Consider the following 20,074-nt stretch of genomic DNA (forward strand, 5'->3'; position numbering starts at 1 on the left):
AATGAATATACTCGTAATAAACTCCGGAAGCTCTTCGATTAAATTTCAACTTATTCAAATGCCCGAAACGCGCGTTTTGGCCAGTGGAGTAGTAGAACGAATCGGGATCGAAAACGGAAGTATTTCCTATAAAACAGAAACGGCTGATTTTTCAGAAAAGGTTGATTTTAAAGATCATGCTGAAGGTTTGCAAAAAGTAGCAAACCTTCTTATGAGTGCTGAGATCGGTGTGATTAAGAATGCTGCCGAAGTGGATGCCGTTGGACATCGTGTGGTACACGGTGGGAAACAATTTACCAAAACCATCAAAGTTAATGATGAGGTAAAAGCAAATATCAAACGCTTGTTTTCGCTGGCTCCGTTGCATAATCCTGCTAACTTAACGGGAATCGAAGTTGCCGAAAAACTCTTTGAAGATACACCACAGGTTTGTGTGTTTGACACCGCATTTTTTGAGAGTGTTCCGCAGAAAGCGTATCAATATGCGATTCCGCAGCATTTAATGGAAGAATCCAGAATTAGAGCTTATGGTTTTCACGGTACCAGTCACAAGTATGTAAGCAAAAAGGCGCTGAATCATCTTGATGATCCTTATGCTAAAATTATAACCATTCACTTAGGAAATGGTTGCAGTATGACGGCGATTAAAGACGGTAAAGCGATTGATACCTCGTTAGGTTTTGGTCCAGCAAACGGACTCATAATGGGAACACGAGCAGGCGATATAGATCAAAGTGTGGTATTCTTTATGCAGGAACACCTGGGCTACTCGGTCAAAGAAGTTAGTGATTTACTCAACAAAAAGAGTGGAATGCTTGGACTTACAGGACACAGTGATCTACGTGATATAGAAGCCGCTGCTGCTGCCGGAGACCGAACCTGTGCACTTGCTTTGGATATGAATGCTTATCGTATTAAAAAGTATATTGGTGCGTATGCTGCCGCCTTAAATGGACTGGACACCATTGTCTTTACGGCCGGGATTGGTGAAAATAGCAGCACTATAAGAAGTAAAGTTTGTAAGGATATGGATTTCCTAGGCATAAGCCTTGACGAGAGTTTGAATGGGCAACGCTCTAAAAGCTTACGAGAGATTCATGCTCTTGAATCTAGAGTGAAAGTAATGGTGATTCCTACCAATGAAGAATTAGAGATCGCCAATCAAGTTTATGAGTTGATCTAAAAGAAAACGAGACGCATTAATCTTTGCGTCTCGTTTTAATTAACCTGATTATTAATATCATAAAAATAATCGCTAAACCTGCTAGTATGTATGCCTCTGTAAGAATCCCAGCGAGGCCCGCAATGAGAATTCCTGCATAAAGCAGTACTACAAGAAAAAGATTTAGCGAAAATTTATAGCGCATTATACACCGGTATAGTTAGCCGGAGTGATTGCTTTTAACTCCTCTTTGATCGTGTCATTCACGTCTAGCGTTTCTATAAAAGCGTGCATAGATTCTTGCGTGATCGCTTCATTAGTACGTGTAAGTCCTTTTAAAGCTTCATATGGATTTGCATAACCTTCACGGCGTAAAATCGTCTGAATGGCTTCAGCCACCACAGCCCAGTTGTCTTCAAGATCCTTGGCAAATTTACTTTCGTTAAGCAATAATTTGTTCAAGCCTTTTAAAGTACTTTGGAAACCGATCAACGTGTGACCGTAAGGCACGCCAATATTTCGTAAAACCGTACTATCGGTCAAATCGCGCTGCAATCTGGAGATAGGAAGTTTTGCTGAAAGGTGCTCTAAAATAGCATTCGCGATTCCTAAATTCCCTTCACTGTTTTCAAAGTCGATAGGGTTTACTTTATGTGGCATCGCTGAAGAACCAACTTCTCCTTTCTTGATCTTCTGCTTAAAATATTCCATAGAAATATATTGCCAGAAATCACGATTCAAGTCGATAAGAATGGTATTGATGCGCTTCACATTATCAAATAATGCAGCCATGTGATCATAATGCTCGATCTGTGTGGTAGGGAAGGAGTGGTGTAATTTCAAAGTCCCGTTTACAAATGTATTACCAAAGGCTTTCCAGTCGATTTCAGGATACGCCACGTGATGCGCATTGTAATTACCAGTCGCGCCACCAAACTTTGCTGCGCTTGGTACAGCTTTTAAAAGCTTGATCTGCTCCTCAAGGCGCACAATAAAAACTTCGATTTCTTTTCCCAGACGGGTAGGAGAAGCGGGTTGACCGTGCGTACGCGCAAGCATTGAGATGCTCTCCCATTCATCGGCCAGTTGTTTAAGATGATCTACAACCTCCAAAAGTTGTGGAAGATAAACGTGATTGGTCGCATCTTTTAAACTTAAAGGAATCGCTGTGTTATTGATATCTTGTGAGGTGAGACCAAAGTGGATAAACTCTTTAGATTCGGTAAGACCTAAAGCATCAAACTTTTCTTTTATAAAGTATTCAACCGCTTTTACATCGTGGTTGGTAACGCCTTCAATTTCTTTTACTTTGAGCGCATCTTCGGTAGTAAAATCTTCATAGATCGCACGAAGGTTTGGGTAAGTCTCTTTGGGAAATTCGCTCAATTGTGGTAAAGGAATTTCGCAAAGCGCGATAAAATATTCGATTTCAACTTTTATGCGGTACTTTATAAGCGCTTTTTCAGAAAAGTATGCTGAGAGCGCTTCGGTTTTACTGGCATATCTACCGTCTATAGGTGATACGGCTTCTAAAGATAAAGACATAATTGCTTTTTGGTTAAAAGCGCAAATATACACAGCACAATGCTAGTAACAAACGAGAAAGTATAAGAATGTAATTGAATGAGACTCACTTATAAGTCAGCCAATAGTTTTGATGCACGGGATTTAAATGCAGCGGTACTGGAATCGTATTGAAGCGTTAATTGCGCCTTAAGTTCGTCTTGTATCCAGGGCTTGGTATCTTTTAAATTATAAATGCTTTGCATTGCAAAAACTTTGACGGCAACCTTTTCATCGGTTATAAGCCAGTCAAAACACCGGGCTATAATTTGTTGTTGCTCGCTAGCGTTTAATACGATCGTTTTCTTTTTTATAGAAGCTGCGGTAAGCAATTCACAAATCTTGGCCAATATTCTTGAAACAGTTTCAATTTTATTCAGTTCTAGCACTTCAAGAAATAATTTAAGATCAGGTTGAAGCAGTTCTATGCGCTTCCGCAAAGCGATGTCTAAGCCGTATGCAGCATTTGTAGCGAGAAGTGAATCTTGTTGTTTTATAAGTTCTAGGGAATAGGAAACACACTCAGGATTTTTGAGTATTTCGTTTCCTAAGGCTTTACGTTCTTCCAATCGTGCGGAAATCAAAGCAACTTTATCTGCCCATTGCGCTTTGGTCATTATTTAAATGATTAATTTCAACAGAATAAAAATAACAATATGATTTGGATAAAACGCTTTTTAATGCTTGCCTTAGTTGCGCTTGTTGTAATTCAGTTTATACCTGTAGATAAAAACGAAGAAGGTTATGAATCCCTAGCGCCTTTTTTACAGGAAACAAAACCTACCGAAGAGGTGGCTGCAATTTTAAAAAGTGCGTGCTACGATTGCCACAGTAATCAAACGACTTATCCTTGGTATTCTAATTTGGCACCTGTGAGTTTTTATCTTGAAGATCATATCAAAGACGGAAAAAGACATCTCAATTTTTCAGAATGGGAGCAATATTCCGTAAAGCGAAAGGATCATAAGTTAGACGAACTCATTGAAGAGATTGAGCGTAAAAGTATGCCGTTAGAATCCTATACGTTAATTCATACCGAAGCAAAACTTGATGCAGCACAAACCGAAGCCTTGATCAATTGGGCAAAAACTGCACGCATCAATTATTCAGGAGCTGCGCTACCACAGTAGGGACGCCTGTAGAAGCTTTTTCGGCATAGACTTTTAAGTTGGCTTGTGAACGAATGTTGGGTTTAGGATCTATAAAAAATACTTCAGCATCCGGTTTAGCATAATTAATTAATCCTGCCGCGGGATATACTTGCATAGATGTTCCTACAATTAAGATGTAATCGGCTTTAGCAGTGAGTGCCGCCGCGGTATCCAGAAGTGGAACCATCTCCCCAAACCAAACAATATGTGGTCGCAACTGACTATTTTTTGCACAAAGATCTCCTTCATTAATATCTTCTTTCCAGTCGAGAACAAGGTTTTCATCAACCGTACTACGTGCTTTTAACAGTTCACCGTGTAAATGAATCACAGAGGAACTTCCGGCGCGCTCGTGCAGGTCATCAACATTTTGCGTAATAATATCTACTTTAAATTGCTCCTCAAGTTTAACCAATGCTTCGTGTGCAGGGTTAGGGGATACTTCTTTGAGTTGCTTTCTACGCTGACTATAAAAATCAAGAACTAAAGCTCTGTTTTTATTCCAACCTTCTGGGCTGGCAACTTCCATAACATCGTGACCTTCCCATAAACCATTAGCATCCCTAAACGTTTTGAGTCCGCTCTCTGCGCTGATTCCGGCGCCCGTAAGTACTACAATATGCTTCACAATAAAATTTTAGTCAAAAATAATTAACATCTGGGAAAACCAAAAGGTTAAACTATTCGTAATTATTAGTGCTTGGGTTTATGATTTAATAAATTCCAATCAGAAATAATTAATAAATATTCAAAAAATCAGTTTATGAAAAAGTTTTATTTTTTGGCTTTATCACTGTTTATTGCTGCTTCTTGTAGTAATGATGATGATAGCCTAGACGTTATTCCCGGGGAATCGACGGGCAACACAATGACCTACGATTTAAGTGCAGTTTCTGATCCTGACGTGAGCGGAAGCGTTCTTTTTGTAGAAAAAGAAGACGGTTCTACAGATGTAAGTATCGTATTGTCTTCAACAACTCAGGGTTCACATCCTGCGCATATTCACCTAAACACAGCAGCAGAAGGTGGTGATATCGCAATCGATTTAGAACCTGTAGATGGTGCTTCAAGAAGAAGCTTAACTAACATTACTCAAACTAATGACGGTACGCCGGTATCTTACGATGACCTTCTAAATTTTGATGGATACATTAATGTACATGCAAGCGCTGACGATTTAGGTACACTGCTTGCTCAAGGTGATATTGGTCAAAACGATCTTACAGGAACTACTAAGTCTTATGATTTGGTAACCAAAGATGTTGATGGAATCAGCGGTACAGCTACGTTTTCTGAGCGTGTAAATGGTGAAGCTTTACTAGAAGTAATGCTTGATGGAACTCCTGACGGCGGAATGCATCCGGGACATATTCATAACAATTCTGCTGCAGAAACCGGTGGTATTGCACTTACCTTAACGACTCTTGATGGGACGACAGGTATGAGTAAAACCAACATAAGCGCATTAAATGATGGTACTCAAATAGGATATGCCGGAATTTTAGATTTCGACGGTTATATCAATTTCCATTTAAGTGCAGACGATTTGGCAACGCTTGTTGCTCAAGGTGATATTGGTGAAAACGAATTAACCGGAGAAACTAAAGATTACGAATTAGTAACTAAAGACGTAGAGGGTATAAGCGGTACAGCAACTTTTGCAGAGCGTAAAAGTGGTGCAGCGTTAGTAACTGTAATGCTTGACGGAACTCCTGACGGCGGAATGCACCCGGGACATATTCATAACAATTCTGCAGCAGAAACCGGAGGTATTGCTAAGACCTTAACAACACTTGATAGAACTACCGGAATGAGTGTAACACACATTGAAGCTTTAAATGATGGGACTGAAATTGGGTATGCAGGATTATTAGACTTTGATGGTTATATCAACTTCCATTTAAGTGCAGATGATTTAGCAACCTTAGTTGCTCAAGGGGATATTGGTGAAAACGAATTGACCGGTGAAACTAAAGACTACGAATTAGTAACTAAAGATGTACCAGGAATTAGTGGTACTGCAACCTTTGCAGAGCGTAAAAGTGGTGCAGCATTAGTAACTGTAATGCTTGACGGAACTCCTGACGGTGGAATGCACCCAGGACATATTCATAACAACTCTGCTGCAGAAACCGGAGGAATTGCTAAGACTCTAACAACACTTGACGGAACTACCGGAATGAGTGTTACACATATCGAAGCATTGAATGATGGGACTGAAATAGGATATGCAGGATTATTAGACTTTGATGGTTATATCAATTTCCATTTGAGTGGAGATGATCTGGCAACTTTAGTGGCTCAAGGTGATATTGGTGAAAACGAATTGACCGGAGAATCTAAAGAATATGATTTAGTAACCAAAGATGTGCCTGGAATTAGTGGTACTGCAACCTTTGCAGAGCGTAAAAGTGGTGCAGCCTTAGTAACTGTAATGTTAGATGGGACTCCTGATGGCGGAATGCACCCAGGACATATTCATAACAACTCTGCTGCAGAAACCGGAGGAATTGCTAAGACCTTAACAACGCTTGACGGGACAACCGGAATGAGTGTTACGCATATTGAAGCTTTAAATGACGGAACCGAAATTGGTTATGAAGGCCTATTAGACTTTGATGGTTATATCAACTTCCATTTAAGTGCAGATGATTTGGCAACTTTAGTTGCTCAAGGAGACATAGGTCAAAACGAACTTACCGGTGAGAGTATGACTTATGATCTTGATACGAAAGATGTGCCTGGAATTAGCGGTACAGCTACTTTTGCAGAGCGTTTAAGTGGTGAAACTTTAGTAACCCTTGATATTGATGGTACTCCGGCAGGTGGTATGCATCCTGCACACATTCACGCAGGAGCTGTAGCTGATGCGCCTGGAGCTATTTTAATTACCTTAGCCACAGTAGATGGAACTTCAGGAATGAGTCAGACTAACGTGTCTGCATTTAATGCTGAAGACGGTACTGCAAATGGTGGTGATGCGATCACTTACGATGAAATGATCGCGATTGATGGATACATCAATGTACACTTAAGTGCAGATGATCTGGGAACTATTGTTGCTCAAGGTAACGTAGGTTCAAATGTTGAATAAGCATTTATAATTCTTAAATACAAACCCGGCCATTTATTGGTCGGGTTTTTTTATTTTCGGCAGTTATGAAAAAAGAATTAATTGAGTATCTCGAAACTTTCTTGACGCGACGCAGGCAAGACTTATTTAAGCAGGTTCTTGATGAGCGAACGCGTTTTTTAACGGTCGCAATCGAAGATGTGGGGCATTTGCACAATACGAGCGCAGTAATGCGCAGTTGTGATGCGTTTGGGGTTCAGGATATTCATGTGATCGAAGAGCTCAAAGGAAAACGTATCGACCGAGAGATCGCTATGGGCGCGCAGAAATGGACTTCAGTTAAACGCTATGACTCTACAAAAAATGCGTTGGCAAAGCTGAAGTCAGAAGGGTATCAGATCGTGGCAACCACTCCGCATCATACGGCGCACAAACTCGAAGATTTCAAACTAGATAAGCCTACAGCACTTTTCTTCGGAAGTGAAAAAGATGGTCTCACAGAGACGGTGATCGAGGCGGCTGATGAATATATCTACATCCCAACCTTTGGCTTTACACAAAGCTTGAATATTTCGGTATGTGCTGCAATTTTACTTCAGGAATTAACCCAACGTTTGCGCAATTCCAGTTTAGACTGGAAATTAAAACCAAAAGATATTGAAGAAATCAAAACGCTTTGGCTCAAGCGTAATTTAAAGGATTATGACGCTTTAGTAGCACAATTTAAAACTACGTTATGACTTTAGTAGACTGGCTGGGAGCACTAGGCGTATTTCAAATACTATTGGCTTATGTACTCAATCTGGCTAAAAAAGTAACGACCAGCGATTGGTTCTTTTTATTATTAAATACAATTGGTGCTTCAATGGCGTGCAGTGCGAGTATTTTACTGGAGTATTGGCCCTTTATTATTTTAGAAGGTGTCTGGGCGTTTACTTCGTTGATTTCGGTCATTCAGAAAATCAGGCTAAAAAAATAGTATATTGTTTTAACTGAGTTTTTCTGGATACTGAAAGAAATAGAATTGCATTACACAGTTTAAAGTAGCTGAAAACTTTTTAACCTTTATCTCGATTAAGTACGCGGTATTCTTCGTAACAACTGCTAAGCGCATCAAGAATCTGTAGATCGTTAGCCGTTTTTACAAAACTTTCAGAGTAATCACATCTGCTCAAAATCGTCTCGATATCTTCTCTTGGAATTTGCAGTAAAGCTGATAAAGTTTCACGGTCAAATTTGGTAACCAGAAGATCTCTAATATTGTCATCTTCTTTCATCTGACGCAGTTTCCGCATCTGCGAACCTTTATTAGAAAAAACCTTGTTGAGAAAATCTGCCGGATTAAAAATAGCACTCAATACCTTATTGATCGCTCCGGGTTGCGAATTACCACCTTCATACGCGCTTTCTAAGCCAGAAATACTATAACGAACGTTCTTGTATACCGGGACATTTTTTGCGTCGATCTCAAGGTATCCTGTAAGCTCTACATCCTTTACGACTACTTCTTCAAGGGCAATTCCTGTTTCGGTCATTTTTACTTTTACGTCTCCAAAGCGTTTCCAGTCATTGGTCACACGTATTTGTAAACTTTTAAATCCTAAAAAGGAAAAATAAAGCGTGTCGTTAGAAGAAGCTCTTAACCTAAATGTTCCGTCTGGTTTTGAGATGGTTCCTTTAACCGTGTTGAGGTTAATGATGTTTACACCATCAAGCGGTTCGTTTGTAGACGAATTTAGAACGGTACCTTCTATGTAATTTTCATCTTCTTGAGATGCAGAAGCGGTTTCTGATTCTTGAGCTGAAAGATAAAAAGGAGCTACCATAAGTAGCAGGAGAAATACAAGCTTTTTCATAGAGGATGCCAATTTAGAAAAAGAGACGGAAAAATCATACCAAACGTGACAAATCCGTCTCCTTTTTTCAAAAATTATCGGTCTCTTCTTCGGCGTTTGCCAGAAAACGGACTTTTATTTTCTTTTTTGTTCGGTTTGCTCTTTCCGCGTCGCTCCCCGCTGCCTTTAGAATTTCTTCCGCGTTGGTTTCCATTAAAACCAGAATCATTTCTACGGCCACGGCCTTTTCCTCCTTTTTTGCGTTTTCCACCGCCGCCACCGCCACGGGTGTCTTTAGTGACTTCTACGTGAATTTGACGTCCTTGCAGCTTAAAATCTTCAAATAAAGCAAGAATAGTGTCCTTGTGTTCCGTATCGGTATTAAAGAACGAAAAAGAATCTTTACAGTCAACTTTGTAAATTCCATCACCAAGACCGGTAGTTTCCTTTAAAAAGTCTTTCAGGCTCATCCAGTCAAAACCGTCTTTTCCACCTACATTAATGAAGAATCTGGTAGACTCACCAGATTCTTCTTTAAGATCTGCCTTAACAGCCACATTAAGATCTTTTGCTTTCTGATAGTAGTTAAAGAAACGGGTAAATTCTACTGAAAACACTTTCTTGATTACTTCTTCGCGGCTCAATCCTTCTAACACCTCATTAATGCTGTATAAATACGGATTGATCTCTTCATTGATCTTCGTGTTGCGAATATCATTTGCCAGGTGCATCAACTGTACTTCACAAATCTCCATCCCTGACGGAATTTCTTTCTGCGTAAATTTTTTATTGATGATTTTTTCTAAAGTTCTGATCTTACGCAACTCGCTTTTTGAAACGATAACCATCGAAATTCCGGTTTTACCCGCACGTCCTGTACGACCACTACGGTGGGTGTAGGTTTCGATCTCGTCTGGCAACTGATAGTTGATCACGTGAGTTACATCGTCTACGTCAATTCCACGTGCGGCAACATCTGTAGCAACCAGCATTTGAATTTGACGATTACGGAAACTCTTCATTACCAGATCCCGTTGATTCTGACTAAGATCCCCGTGAAGCGCCGAAGCATTGTAACCGTCTTCAATGAGGTTTTCAGCTACTTTTTGCGTATCTCTCTTAGTTCGGCAAAAGATCACTGAAAAGATCTCAGGATTTGCATCAGCAAGACGCTTAAGCGCCTGATAACGGTCACGTGCATTAACCATATAATACTCGTGCGAAACATTCTCAGCACCCATATTTTTTGTTCCTACGGTAATTTCGATAGGAGACTTCATAAACTGCTTGGCGATGCGCGCAACCTCTTTGGGCATCGTAGCAGAAAATAACCATGTTTTTTTGTCTTTTGGAGTGTCTGCAAGTATGGTGGTGATGTCTTCATAAAAGCCCATATTGAGCATCTCATCTGCTTCATCAAGAACGCAATAGTCAATACCGGTAATATCAACCATATTGCGTCGCATCATATCCTGCATACGTCCCGGAGTCGCAACAATAATCTGAGCACCGCGACTTATCTGGCGCGCCTGCTCTTGAATGTTTGCACCACCATAAACCGCAACTACATTCAAGCCTTTTACGTGGCTTGAGTAGTTTTTTAGTTCGTTTGTGATCTGTAAACAAAGTTCGCGGGTAGGCGAGAGGATCAAGCCTTGTGTGTTGCGGTTGTTTACATCAATTCTTTGAATAAGCGGAAAACCAAATGCGGCCGTCTTACCCGTTCCTGTTTGTGCGAGGGCCACGACATCGGTCTCCTCTCTTAGTAGGACCGGGATGGCTTTTTCTTGCACTTCAGAAGGGGCTTTAAAACCCATATCGGTTACAGCTTGCAAGATGGCATCATTAAGTCCTAACGCTTTAAATGTACTCATATAAAAAAATTATCTTAAATCATCGTCGATTTAAGAGGGCGCAAAGATACAGTTAATTGACGTAAGAATCAGAGATTGACTAAATTGATTTAAATAATTGTAAATCAAAAAAATAGCATATCGTTTTGGCTTGATTTTAAGAAGGCTTAACTCCTTGATTCTGAGTAAAGCGCGAGCTGAAGCTATTTTTTTAAAAAATTGAGTAAGAGTTGGGTAGCTTTTCCTCGGTGTCCGATCTTATTTTTTTCGGCTAGTGGCATTTGGGCAAAGGTAAGTTGGTATCCTTCGGGCTTAAAAACAGGATCGTAACCAAAACCACTGGTTCCGGTTCGTTGTTGTATAATTTCGCCTTTACAAATTCCTTCAAAGCATTGTTCTTGCCCATCCAGAATAAGTGCGATAACCGTTTTAAAATGCGCTTTACGATCTTTTTTGCCTTCTAAAGCAGCGAGAAGCTTATCGATATTATCTTCAGCACTTTTTTGCGGACCCGCATAACGTGCGCTGTACACTCCGGGAGCGCCATCTAAAGCTTCAACCTCAAGCCCCGTGTCATCTGCAAAACAGTCATAACCATAATATGTTTTGACATAACGGGCTTTTATAAGCGCATTGCCTTCAATAGTAGGTGCATCTTCTATAATTTCTTCGGTACAGCCAATTTCGGTTAAACTTTTTAGCTGAATGTTTTCTGGCATAAGCGCCTGAATTTCTTTGAGCTTGTTTGCATTATGTGTCGCAAAAACGAGTGTCATTGTTTTTAGTTTTGTTCTGCAAGTTATTTATTCTTCCGGAATGCTTCTCGTAAAAAGAGATTCTTTAGTTCACGCTTGTGCTCCATAGCACAGTTTCATACTTTAGATGTCTACAAAATATCAAATTGAAAACAACAGCGATTTTAATTCTTGCAGCAGGTGAGGCATCTCGTATGGGAGAGATCAAACAAAACCTGCCCTATCTGGAGACCACGCTTTTAGGACACGCCATTACTCAAGCAAAACAAACTAAAGCGCAACACGTTTATTGTGTTCTGGGAGCTCAAAAAGAGGCCATAAAGGCTGAAATTAAACAAGAGGTTTTCTTTATTATAAATGAAGCTTGGGAGGAAGGCTTAGGGGCTAGCATAGCCACCGGAGTCAAAGCACTACGATCAAAAAAATACAATCACCTTTTGATAATGTTGGGCGATCAACCCTTGATGACTGCTGCATATTTGAATAAACTTATAGATAAAGCAAATGAGCAGCCTGATACGTGTGTCGCATCGGGTTATAAAAATAAAAAGGGTGTTCCTGCGATTTTCCCAGAGTCTTATTTTGATGCTTTAGAAAAACTCAGCGGTGATCAAGGAGCAAAGGCTTTACTGAATTCAGATCGGTCGGTAATCGCTTTAAATGCCGAAGATCTTCTTCAAGATATTGATACTCCTGAAGATTATGAGCGCTTGCTGAAAAAATAAACTTAATTTTAGACTCAAATAATCATAAGCAACACAATGACTGCTGATCAGGAAAAAAAACAAGCTGCGCTAGAAGCCGTAAAATATATTGAAGACAATATGGTTGTAGGATTGGGTACAGGCTCAACTGCAAAACATATGATAGAAGCAGTGGGAGCACTTGTTGCCAAAGGAATGAACCTTACCTGTGTACCCTCATCTGATGCTACCGAAAAACTTGCCAAAGAACTCGGGATAAAAATTGTTGCGCTTGATGAGATCGAAAAAATTGACGTTACTATTGACGGTGCAGATGAGTTCGATGCCAATTTTCAATTGATCAAGGGTGGAGGAGGAGCATTGCTTCGCGAAAAGATATTAGCTTGGAATACCAAGTTCAATATCATCATTGCAGATAGCAGTAAGGATGTTGAAAAGCTAGGCGCTTTTAAGCTTCCTTTGGAAGTGATTCCGTTTGCGACAAAGCAAATCATTACCTTTTTAGAGGAAGAAGGTTTAAAGCCTGTTCAGCGTATGAAAGGCAATGACCCCTATCGTACTGACGAAAATAACAATATTGTAGATGTTGATATTTTTGAGGTTGACGATTTAAAAGCCTTAGAAATTAAACTCTTGAAAGTTCCGGGAATTGTAGAAACCGGACTTTTCTTAGATACTACAAGTCTGATCATTGTAGGTAAAGAAGACGGCCCTGAAATTAAAAAGCGATAAATGCTAGGTCTATAAAGTAAAAAAGAGCTGTCACGTATGTGGCAGCTCTTTTTTTACCGGCTTTGGAAGTTAGCTTAGTTTAAATACTAGCCATAAACCTTTTCAAGGAAGCTTTTTAAATCCTGAGGTTTTCTACCCAGTAATTTTTCCAGATCAGTTTCTTCAGAGTTGAATTCGCCCTGAGCGATTCCCAGAGAAAAGGAAATCATCATCCCAATAGCACCTTCAGGAACCCCGTAAGAAGCCATTGTTGTTTTAAATGTATCAACATCTGGAGAGACATAACTTATTTCTTCACCGGTTACTTCGGTCAAAATAGAAGCGATTTTAGTAAAAGCAACAGCTTCTAAACCATCAAGTGTGTAGATTTTGTTCTCGTGCGCTTGGTGGTTTTTCAATACTGTTGCTCCAGCTTCAGCCAACTCGTCGCGTGAAGCAAAAGCCGTTTTTCCTTCTCCGGTAGGTAAGAAGACTGTCTTGCTGTTCAACAGCGTTTCTTTTTCGCCTAGAAACATAGGAACAACTTCTGCATACAAGTTATGTCTTAGAATAGTGTACGCCATTCCTGATTCCTGAAGCCATTTTTCAGTTTTGATATGTGCATCCATAACTGCAGCTACAGGAGAATCCTGACTTTCATCTTTGCGACCTGCACTGGTGTAAACTACGTGTTTTACACCTGCATTTTTTGCTGCAGTAACAACATTTTTATGCTGTGGCTCACGTGAAGGAATATCACTGGCAGAAACGAAATATAAAACCTCGATATCTTTAAAAGCAGCTTCTAGTTTTTCACTGTTGTCATAATCTGCAACACGCAGTTCATAGCCTTTAGCTTCGTAAGCCTTAGCTTTATCACTACTTGCATCTCGTACAAGTACAGAAATTTCTGATGCATCAACATCTTTAGATAAATGGGCGACGGCGCTACTTCCTAAACCTCCGGTAGCACCTGTGATTAAATATTTACTCATGATTTTATTAATTATAGTTATTAACTTACTTTTGGTAAGTAAAGATAAACACTATATTTGGAAGCTAAAAGAACTTACGTAAACGTGGTCTACTAACGTTGAAGTTAGTTTTGTTGAAAATCAATTGATTATGATGGAAAATTCTTTAAAAAAATATGCAGATGCTCAAAATTGTCCTGTGCGCAATGTGTTGGACCGTTTTGGTGATAAGTGGTCAACCTTAGTGCTGTTACTTCTAGAGGAGGTAGAAGTCTTGCGTTTTAATGAATTGCATAAAGCGATTGAGACCATTTCGCAAAAGATGCTCGCTGTTACCCTTAAGTCGTTAGAAGCAGACGGGTTAATCATCAGAAAACAGTATCAGGAAATTCCACCTCGAGTAGAGTATATGCTGAGTGCTCGTGGAGCTAGTTTGATGCCACATATCAAAAGCTTAGTGCAGTGGGCAAATACTAATTTTGAAGCCATAGAACAATCGCGTGAGGCTTATAATAGATAAAGGCTCAATATCATTGAGCCTTTATCTTAGATCGTAGCATTTTAAACGGAGTTAATTCTTTTCAATATTTTGACTTTCTCCGGTCCAGTTTAAATAGCCTCCTTCCAGATCAAATATTTTGCTGAAGCCGGCATCTAGCATAAGTTGTGCAGCTTTTGCACTACGTCTTCCTGAACGGCAATAAATATAAACCGGCTTTGCTTTGTCAAGGTTTTTGATCTGTTCTTTAAAACTTTCTTCTTCTAAAACATTAATGTTAGTGGCACCTTCGATCTTCCCGGCTTCAAACTCTTCAGGTCTTCGCACGTCTATCAATTGAATGTTTCTTTTCAAACTTTCGGTATCCGAATGAATACTTGCCTCAAACAGTTCTTTGCTTAGAATCACATGTTCGCTTTCTTGCGCAAATACACCAAAGCTCATTAAACACATACATAGATAAACGATCGTTCTCATAGTTCTTATTTTAAGGTTGAAGGGCAAACGTAGTTTGTTTTAGGTAAGCTTATTTCCTTGATGGCTTTATAACCGCCCTGAACATCAACCAAATTATGAATACCTCGACTTTTTAATATGCTCGCAGCAATCATACTGCGATAGCCTCCTGCACAGTGTACATAAAATTCTTGGTCTGAAGGAAATTCGCTAAGATGTTTGTTGATATAATCAAGCGGCGTACTTTGTGCTGCTTCAAGGTGTTCTGACTCAAACTCACCGGGTTTACGCACATCAAAAATAGCTGTGTTTTTATCAGCTTTAGCGACGTGTTCTAGTTCACTTGCGGGTACAGATTTGACTGAATCTGTCTCTTTACCGGCAGCCTCCCAGGCAGCAAAGCCACCTTTTAGATAACCCAAGGTTTGATCAAAACCTACGCGAGATAATCTTGTGATCGTTTCTTCTTCACGACCTTCATCAGCGACTAGAAGAATAGGTTGTTCAGTATCTGCTATAAGTGCACCTACCCAAGGAGCAAAACTTCCGTCTATACCAATAAATATAGATCGGGGAATATGTCCTTTAGCAAAATCAGCTGCTTTACGCACGTCTAAAATCACAGCTCCTGTTTCGTTAGCAGCAGCTTCAAAAGCATCTGGTGATAATTGTTGTGTACCGCGCTCTAAAACTTCGTCAATATGATCGTAACCCTCTTTATTCATTTTCACATTAAGCGGAAAATAAGAAGGAGGTGGAAGTAATCCATCGGTCACTTCAGCAATAAATTCTTCTTTACTCATATCGGCGCGCAGGGCATAATTGGTTTTCTTTTGATTGCCTAACGTATCTACCGTTTCTTTACTCATATTCTTACCACAAGCCGAACCTGCACCGTGAGCCGGATAAACTATAACATCGTCAGAAAGTGGCATAATTTTATTGCGAAGACTATCAAAGAGGAAGCCGGCAAGGTCTTCCTGCGTTAATTCTTTAGCTTTTTGTGCCAGATCAGGACGTCCTACATCACCTAAAAACAAGGTGTCTCCGCTAAAGATCGCGTGATCTTTTCCATTTTCATCAATGAGAAGATAGGTCGTACTTTCCATTGTGTGACCTGGGGTATGCAGCACTTTTATGGTAACGTCTCCCAATTTAAACTCCTGGTTATCTTCTGCAATAACGGCCTCAAAAGAAGGGTTTGCCTTAGGGCCATAAATAATTTGGGCACCGGTCTCTTTGGCAAGAGTCACGTGGCCACTTACAAAGTCGGCGTGAAAATGCGTTTCAAAAATATACTTGATTTTGGCTTGAGCAGCTTCAGCTTTTTCCATATAAGGCTTCACTTCTCGCAGCGGATCTACGATCGCAACTTCACCTTTACTTTCTATATAATAAGCTCCCTGAGCTAAACAACCGGTATAAATTTGTTCTATTTTCATGATACGTATTGTTAATTTCTTGTACAAAGATAGGGTAGCTTATCCACTCACTGGGTAACTAGGGTTACATTCCTAAAAAGCCAGAGGCGAACTATCAATTTCCAAAACGAATACTGAATTGCAACCTGCCACCTTCACTGCCTGTAAAATAACCAAAACTACTATTGAAAAAACCGCCCATACTCAGATTAATTCCGCCACCGTAGCTGTCATGCCATACCTTTGATGCTTCCTGATTGAACCAAACGCGTCCCAAATCATAGCCTACAAATATGCTGGATTGAATAGGGAAAATAGCCGTTTTTAAAGGTTTGATTTTGTAGCGTAAATCTGCCGAGCCCCGCAACGCCTGATCTCCTGTAAACCGATCTAAGCGATAACTTCGCAAGCCGGAATTACCACCTAGTCGTGCCGATTGATAAAAGGGAATCGCATTTCCAAAACGCAATTGACCGGCGATTTCACTTTTTAAAACCAGGTCTCTCGAGGTATCGATAGCATTCCAAAACGTGATTTTTGGGTCTGCAGCAAATACGGTTTCTTCGCTGTCTAAATGATCACTGTAATAGCCTGAAGCAATAAAATGCATTCCTCTTGTAGGAAAGTTTGAGTTGTCTACACTCTTGTAGGAATAAATAGTGTTTAAAGTTATATTGTTATTGTTATTCAGGTTTTTAAGTGGTGTTGATGGAAGTGTTTCTTCAACATTGAAATTTTGATAAGCGATACTCGTTTCAAATGAACTACCATATTCTCCGATGTAATACACGCCTGCTTCAGCCTCAAATTTTTGTAAGAACACCCGATTTGTATCAAAATTTGAAGCTGTATTTGTTGTTTCATTTCCAAAGCCAAAAAAGTTTTCGGTATAATTATTTGTAGTTGCCAGAGCGGCAATTTTTAGATTCCATTCAGGAAATAAATTTGCCGAATGGTATTCAGTTTTAAAAATTGCAGCCTGAGTCAATGAAAAATATTGAGCATCTATTACAAATTGAGAAGTAAAAGGATGACGTTCAAAACCCATTTTTTGACTTGCAAATCTTAAATGCGGAGCAAGCCCCCAATCTGGATTATAGGGCAATGCTAAACCTATTTTCTTCGCACTTTCCGGGCGACGCTCTGAGTCATAAATATGATTCTCATAAACACTGCTGAAACGCTTACGCGCTCCTCCTAAATTTTTGATTTCGTTGTCCTCGGGTTGGTCAAAGAGGGTTATGCCTTTTCCGTTTTCTAAATCGTAAACATCTTCGTCTTGTCCTCCGGAAATCACGATTTTTAATTTACCGGTTCCCGGGCCGTTAGCTGTAAAAACGTCATCATCATCCAGACCGTAAATCCATATTTCCTTGGTTTCATCAGGATTAAAGTTTCGATTAAATAACTCATAGCCGTCTGCTCCATCTTTGATACGATAGGCTTTTATGGTAGTGCTTCCGTCTGCATTGCGGGTGATGTAAAAGTGATCATCCTTGTCGGTACCTTTCAAGGTTTGAAACTTGATAAAGTAGTCGTAGTAGCGCTCTACAATACTGGTGAGATTGTCCTTTCGCTTTAACAAATCGCTTTGTAAAGCCAACCAATCCTCATCCTGAACTTCTTTAGGCATTTCTTTAAAGGCTGTTGAGACTACTTCTGGAGTAATGTGTTCTTGAATATAGCGTACCGCCTCTAGCCAGTCACTTTTATTAGTTTTCTGAAGTAGCGCGCGATCAAGGTTGATGGCGCTTTCACTGAATTTTTCTACAAATTCTATATCAGGTCCGTAATTACCGAGTTCGCGTGTTCCCGGCATAAATTTTTGCAGGGTTTTGATAAACGAGCCATCAAACTTTGAAAATACTTGGTCACGATCCCGTGGGATGGCGATAAAATTAACCACGTCATCATCGTCCTCACGCTCTGCCCAACGCCATTGATCTTCGTGACGATCCCAGTCGCCTACAAGCATATCAAAAACACGGGCGCGTATATAATCTTGTTCTTCCACCTGATTTTTTTCATCTTCCCGAATCGCCTCAAACAAATCTGCTGTGCTTTCAACATCATCGTTAAAACCAAACATATGTTCCCCGTTAAAGTCGTCATCAGGCTTTTCTACGACCATATAAAGTCGATTTCCGTGGGTTTCATTAAAATCGCCTAACATTTTATGTTTTGGTATATAAAATACTTTAGGATGCGTGTGGTTGAGGTTTGCAGCTCCTGCTAATCTAGGAATTGCAAAAGCACCATAAGGATGTGAAGCGGTATAAAAATCTTCAATAATTCGCGCAGGAATCGTACCCGAAAAATACGTTTCAGCATCAAGATTATCATAACCCGAGGACTTTAAAAAGGAAAAAGGATCTTTTGCTAAAGCGCGCATATTGTACTCGCGATCCTCTTTATCAACGAGTCTAAGCGATTGGGTTTGATGTCCGCCACCGGCACGTTCTACTTCAAGACCGCCGTGCAGCGTATCGATAACGGCGACTTCAGCATTGATTTCTAAACCGTATAAATCTCTGTAATGTTTACCCCAAAACTTCTCGTAACGCTTAGAAACAGTAACATCTTCTTTTGGGTAAATGCTAGCCTTTTCTGTAGTGCTGAATCTTGCCGGTAAGGAGTCTACGGGATACGGCTGTGGTTGCTCATAGGCGGTTTTGGCATAGCGTTCTACAAGTTGTTGCTCTTCATTAAGCTCATAAAAATGTACGGAAGTAGCCCCGTTCTCAAACAAACGCAATTCAGTAAAACCCGGTTGCACCGAAGCAAATAAACCGTCTTTCCCTAACCGCGCATATTCGGTTTTACTGCCGGTACCAGAAATGATCTGGCGTATGTTTTCATTTTCGATGTATTGCATAGAATGCTCGTGAGCAGAGAGGACAAACAGGCGTGGCAGATCGATCGCCATTTTTTTAATTTCGGTCATCAAGTCATTCATCAACGGATTGAATTGATCCTGCTTTGAAATTCCGCCTTGTGTTCTTGCAAACGCCCATAGAAAACCAGCAAATGGGACAAATGCATTTTCAGCAGAAGGTCTGTACAACGCACGCGTGCTCATCTCACCGCCGTAAATTCCGTTAGAATATAAGGGGTGATGCATTACCAGAAGAATGTTCTTGTGTCTTACTTTGCGCGCCTCATCCTTTAAAACGGTGATGAATTGTTCGCGGGTCTTAATGTTGCATTTATCATTAAAGCCGGCATCTTTGCTCCAATCCTCAATATACCATTGCGAATCTACAATGATAATCTCATTTTCGTCGTCAACAGTAATTTGTTCTATGGGACAGCCATTTTCAGGTTGAAAATGATTGTCTTTGCCCATTTGTTTTTCGATAAAATCTTCAATTTTTTCCAGACCATCTACGCCGTGATCATTCCAATCATTTTCCCCGGGAATGATCAAGGTTTCACCTTTAAAGTCTTCGATCAGACTTATTATTTCCTGTAACTGACTTTTGTTATTCTCTTGTTCTAGCTTATTGGCATACACATTATCTCCTAAAATCATCAAATAATCATCCTCTTGAGCCTGTTCTTTTTGAAAGCTTGTAAATGCTTTTAGAAGCGATGCATTAGGCCCTTTTTTGTCGGCGCCTAAGTTGCCCAACATATAAATGCTGCGATAGTTTGAACTATCTGTTCTTAGTGGAGTTTTTTCGTCTTGTGCGTTGCGAAATTGAGTGCGCTTACTGGCACAAGAATCGCCTAAAATAAGAATTGAAAGTATTGAAAAACAGTATGATAATCTGCGGGTAAGCATAGGTTAGGGTGTAGGTTTTAAACAAAATTATTAAATATGCTGAGCGCCAAAAGTTTTTGTGTGATTGTTAACGTTCTGCACATTTACAGTTGAGTCTTCAAATACTACAGTTGAGTACGTTTTCTTATAATGT

At 40.0% G+C, this 20,074-nt stretch carries 18 protein-coding genes; 8 read left to right on the top strand and 10 right to left on the bottom strand.

Features of this window, described 5'->3' with window-relative positions; all coding sequences use genetic code 11:
- Position 1 precedes the first annotated feature (1 nt).
- Complete coding sequence (locus tag MED217_RS07390) at positions 2 to 1,183, top strand: acetate/propionate family kinase (protein ID WP_040532648.1); 1,182 nt, start codon at positions 2 to 4, stop codon at positions 1,181 to 1,183.
- Between the two features lie 183 nt (positions 1,184 to 1,366).
- Here MED217_RS07390 and purB read toward each other — a convergent pair whose 3' ends face one another.
- Together purB and MED217_RS07400 are read right to left on the bottom strand one after the other, a co-directional pair.
- Complete coding sequence (gene purB / locus MED217_RS07395) at positions 1,367 to 2,707, bottom strand: adenylosuccinate lyase (RefSeq protein WP_009779874.1); 1,341 nt, start codon at positions 2,705 to 2,707, stop codon at positions 1,367 to 1,369.
- Between the two features lie 89 nt (positions 2,708 to 2,796).
- On the bottom strand, positions 2,797 to 3,342 hold the full coding sequence (locus MED217_RS07400; RefSeq protein WP_009779875.1) for a hypothetical protein: 546 nt from the start codon (positions 3,340 to 3,342) through the stop codon (positions 2,797 to 2,799).
- 39 nt (positions 3,343 to 3,381) lie between these two features.
- On the opposite strand from MED217_RS07400, the gene MED217_RS07405 reads away from it, so the two are divergent.
- On the top strand, positions 3,382 to 3,855 hold the full coding sequence (locus MED217_RS07405; protein ID WP_009779876.1) for a heme-binding domain-containing protein: 474 nt from the start codon (positions 3,382 to 3,384) through the stop codon (positions 3,853 to 3,855).
- Here the strand turns inward: MED217_RS07405 and MED217_RS07410 are convergent.
- Complete coding sequence (locus tag MED217_RS07410; RefSeq protein ID WP_009779877.1) at positions 3,824 to 4,504, bottom strand: SIR2 family NAD-dependent protein deacylase; 681 nt, start codon at positions 4,502 to 4,504, stop codon at positions 3,824 to 3,826. The two genes, MED217_RS07405 and MED217_RS07410, sit on opposite strands and share 32 nt — an antisense overlap.
- 135 nt (positions 4,505 to 4,639) lie before the next feature.
- On the opposite strand from MED217_RS07410, the gene MED217_RS07415 reads away from it, so the two are divergent.
- From MED217_RS07415 to MED217_RS07430, 3 genes are all read left to right on the top strand, one after another.
- Positions 4,640 to 6,970: a CHRD domain-containing protein gene (locus MED217_RS07415; protein WP_009779878.1), complete on the top strand. Its 2,331-nt coding sequence runs from the start codon at positions 4,640 to 4,642 to the stop codon at positions 6,968 to 6,970.
- A gap of 65 nt (positions 6,971 to 7,035) precedes the next feature.
- The gene (locus tag MED217_RS07425; RefSeq protein WP_009779879.1) at positions 7,036 to 7,689 is read left to right on the top strand and encodes a TrmH family RNA methyltransferase; all 654 of its coding nucleotides are present in this window, start codon (positions 7,036 to 7,038) and stop codon (positions 7,687 to 7,689) included.
- Complete coding sequence (locus MED217_RS07430) at positions 7,686 to 7,928, top strand: CBU_0592 family membrane protein (RefSeq protein ID WP_009779880.1); 243 nt, start codon at positions 7,686 to 7,688, stop codon at positions 7,926 to 7,928. Before MED217_RS07425 ends, MED217_RS07430 begins: the two co-directional genes overlap by 4 nt.
- Before the next feature lie 79 nt (positions 7,929 to 8,007).
- Here MED217_RS07430 and MED217_RS07435 read toward each other — a convergent pair whose 3' ends face one another.
- The 3 genes from MED217_RS07435 to MED217_RS07445 all read right to left on the bottom strand — a co-directional run bounded on the left by MED217_RS07435 (position 8,008) and on the right by MED217_RS07445 (position 11,413).
- Positions 8,008 to 8,805 (bottom strand): carboxypeptidase-like regulatory domain-containing protein, encoded by a 798-nt coding sequence (locus MED217_RS07435; protein WP_040532652.1) that lies wholly within the window; start codon positions 8,803 to 8,805, stop codon positions 8,008 to 8,010.
- 74 nt (positions 8,806 to 8,879) lie between these two features.
- On the bottom strand, positions 8,880 to 10,658 hold the full coding sequence (locus tag MED217_RS07440; RefSeq protein ID WP_009779882.1) for a DEAD/DEAH box helicase: 1,779 nt from the start codon (positions 10,656 to 10,658) through the stop codon (positions 8,880 to 8,882).
- A gap of 182 nt (positions 10,659 to 10,840) precedes the next feature.
- Positions 10,841 to 11,413, bottom strand: coding sequence for a non-canonical purine NTP diphosphatase (locus MED217_RS07445; RefSeq protein WP_009779883.1), 573 nt, complete (start codon positions 11,411 to 11,413; stop codon positions 10,841 to 10,843).
- A gap of 125 nt (positions 11,414 to 11,538) precedes the next feature.
- Between MED217_RS07445 and MED217_RS07450 the strand changes: the two genes are divergently transcribed.
- On the top strand, positions 11,539 to 12,117 hold the full coding sequence (locus MED217_RS07450) for a nucleotidyltransferase family protein (protein WP_009779884.1): 579 nt from the start codon (positions 11,539 to 11,541) through the stop codon (positions 12,115 to 12,117).
- A gap of 36 nt (positions 12,118 to 12,153) precedes the next feature.
- Positions 12,154 to 12,828 carry a ribose-5-phosphate isomerase RpiA gene (gene rpiA, locus MED217_RS07455; RefSeq protein WP_009779885.1) on the top strand — a complete coding sequence of 225 codons (675 nt, stop codon included), beginning with the start codon at positions 12,154 to 12,156 and terminating at the stop codon, positions 12,826 to 12,828.
- Positions 12,829 to 12,914: 86 nt separating this feature from the next.
- On the opposite strand, the gene MED217_RS07460 is transcribed toward rpiA, so the two are convergent.
- Positions 12,915 to 13,802, bottom strand: coding sequence for an SDR family oxidoreductase (locus MED217_RS07460; RefSeq protein WP_009779886.1), 888 nt, complete (start codon positions 13,800 to 13,802; stop codon positions 12,915 to 12,917).
- Between the two features lie 130 nt (positions 13,803 to 13,932).
- Between MED217_RS07460 and MED217_RS07465 the strand changes: the two genes are divergently transcribed.
- A complete protein-coding gene (locus MED217_RS07465) occupies positions 13,933 to 14,301 on the top strand; it encodes a winged helix-turn-helix transcriptional regulator (protein WP_009779887.1) in 369 nt (122 codons plus the stop codon).
- A gap of 51 nt (positions 14,302 to 14,352) precedes the next feature.
- Here the strand turns inward: MED217_RS07465 and MED217_RS07470 are convergent, their stop codons facing one another.
- The 3 genes from MED217_RS07470 to MED217_RS07480 all read right to left on the bottom strand — a co-directional run bounded on the left by MED217_RS07470 (position 14,353) and on the right by MED217_RS07480 (position 19,941).
- Positions 14,353 to 14,757, bottom strand: coding sequence for a rhodanese-like domain-containing protein (locus tag MED217_RS07470; RefSeq protein ID WP_040532655.1), 405 nt, complete (start codon positions 14,755 to 14,757; stop codon positions 14,353 to 14,355).
- A gap of 5 nt (positions 14,758 to 14,762) precedes the next feature.
- Complete coding sequence (locus tag MED217_RS07475; protein ID WP_009779889.1) at positions 14,763 to 16,178, bottom strand: MBL fold metallo-hydrolase; 1,416 nt, start codon at positions 16,176 to 16,178, stop codon at positions 14,763 to 14,765.
- A 94-nt stretch (positions 16,179 to 16,272) separates the two neighbouring features.
- Positions 16,273 to 19,941, bottom strand: a complete 3,669-nt coding sequence (locus tag MED217_RS07480) for a ShlB/FhaC/HecB family protein (protein ID WP_009779890.1) — start codon at positions 19,939 to 19,941, stop codon at positions 16,273 to 16,275.
- Positions 19,942 to 20,074 lie beyond the last annotated feature (133 nt).

The sequence above is a fragment of the Leeuwenhoekiella blandensis MED217 genome (genome assembly GCF_000152985.1).
Classification (GTDB): Bacteria; Bacteroidota; Bacteroidia; order Flavobacteriales; family Flavobacteriaceae; genus Leeuwenhoekiella; species Leeuwenhoekiella blandensis.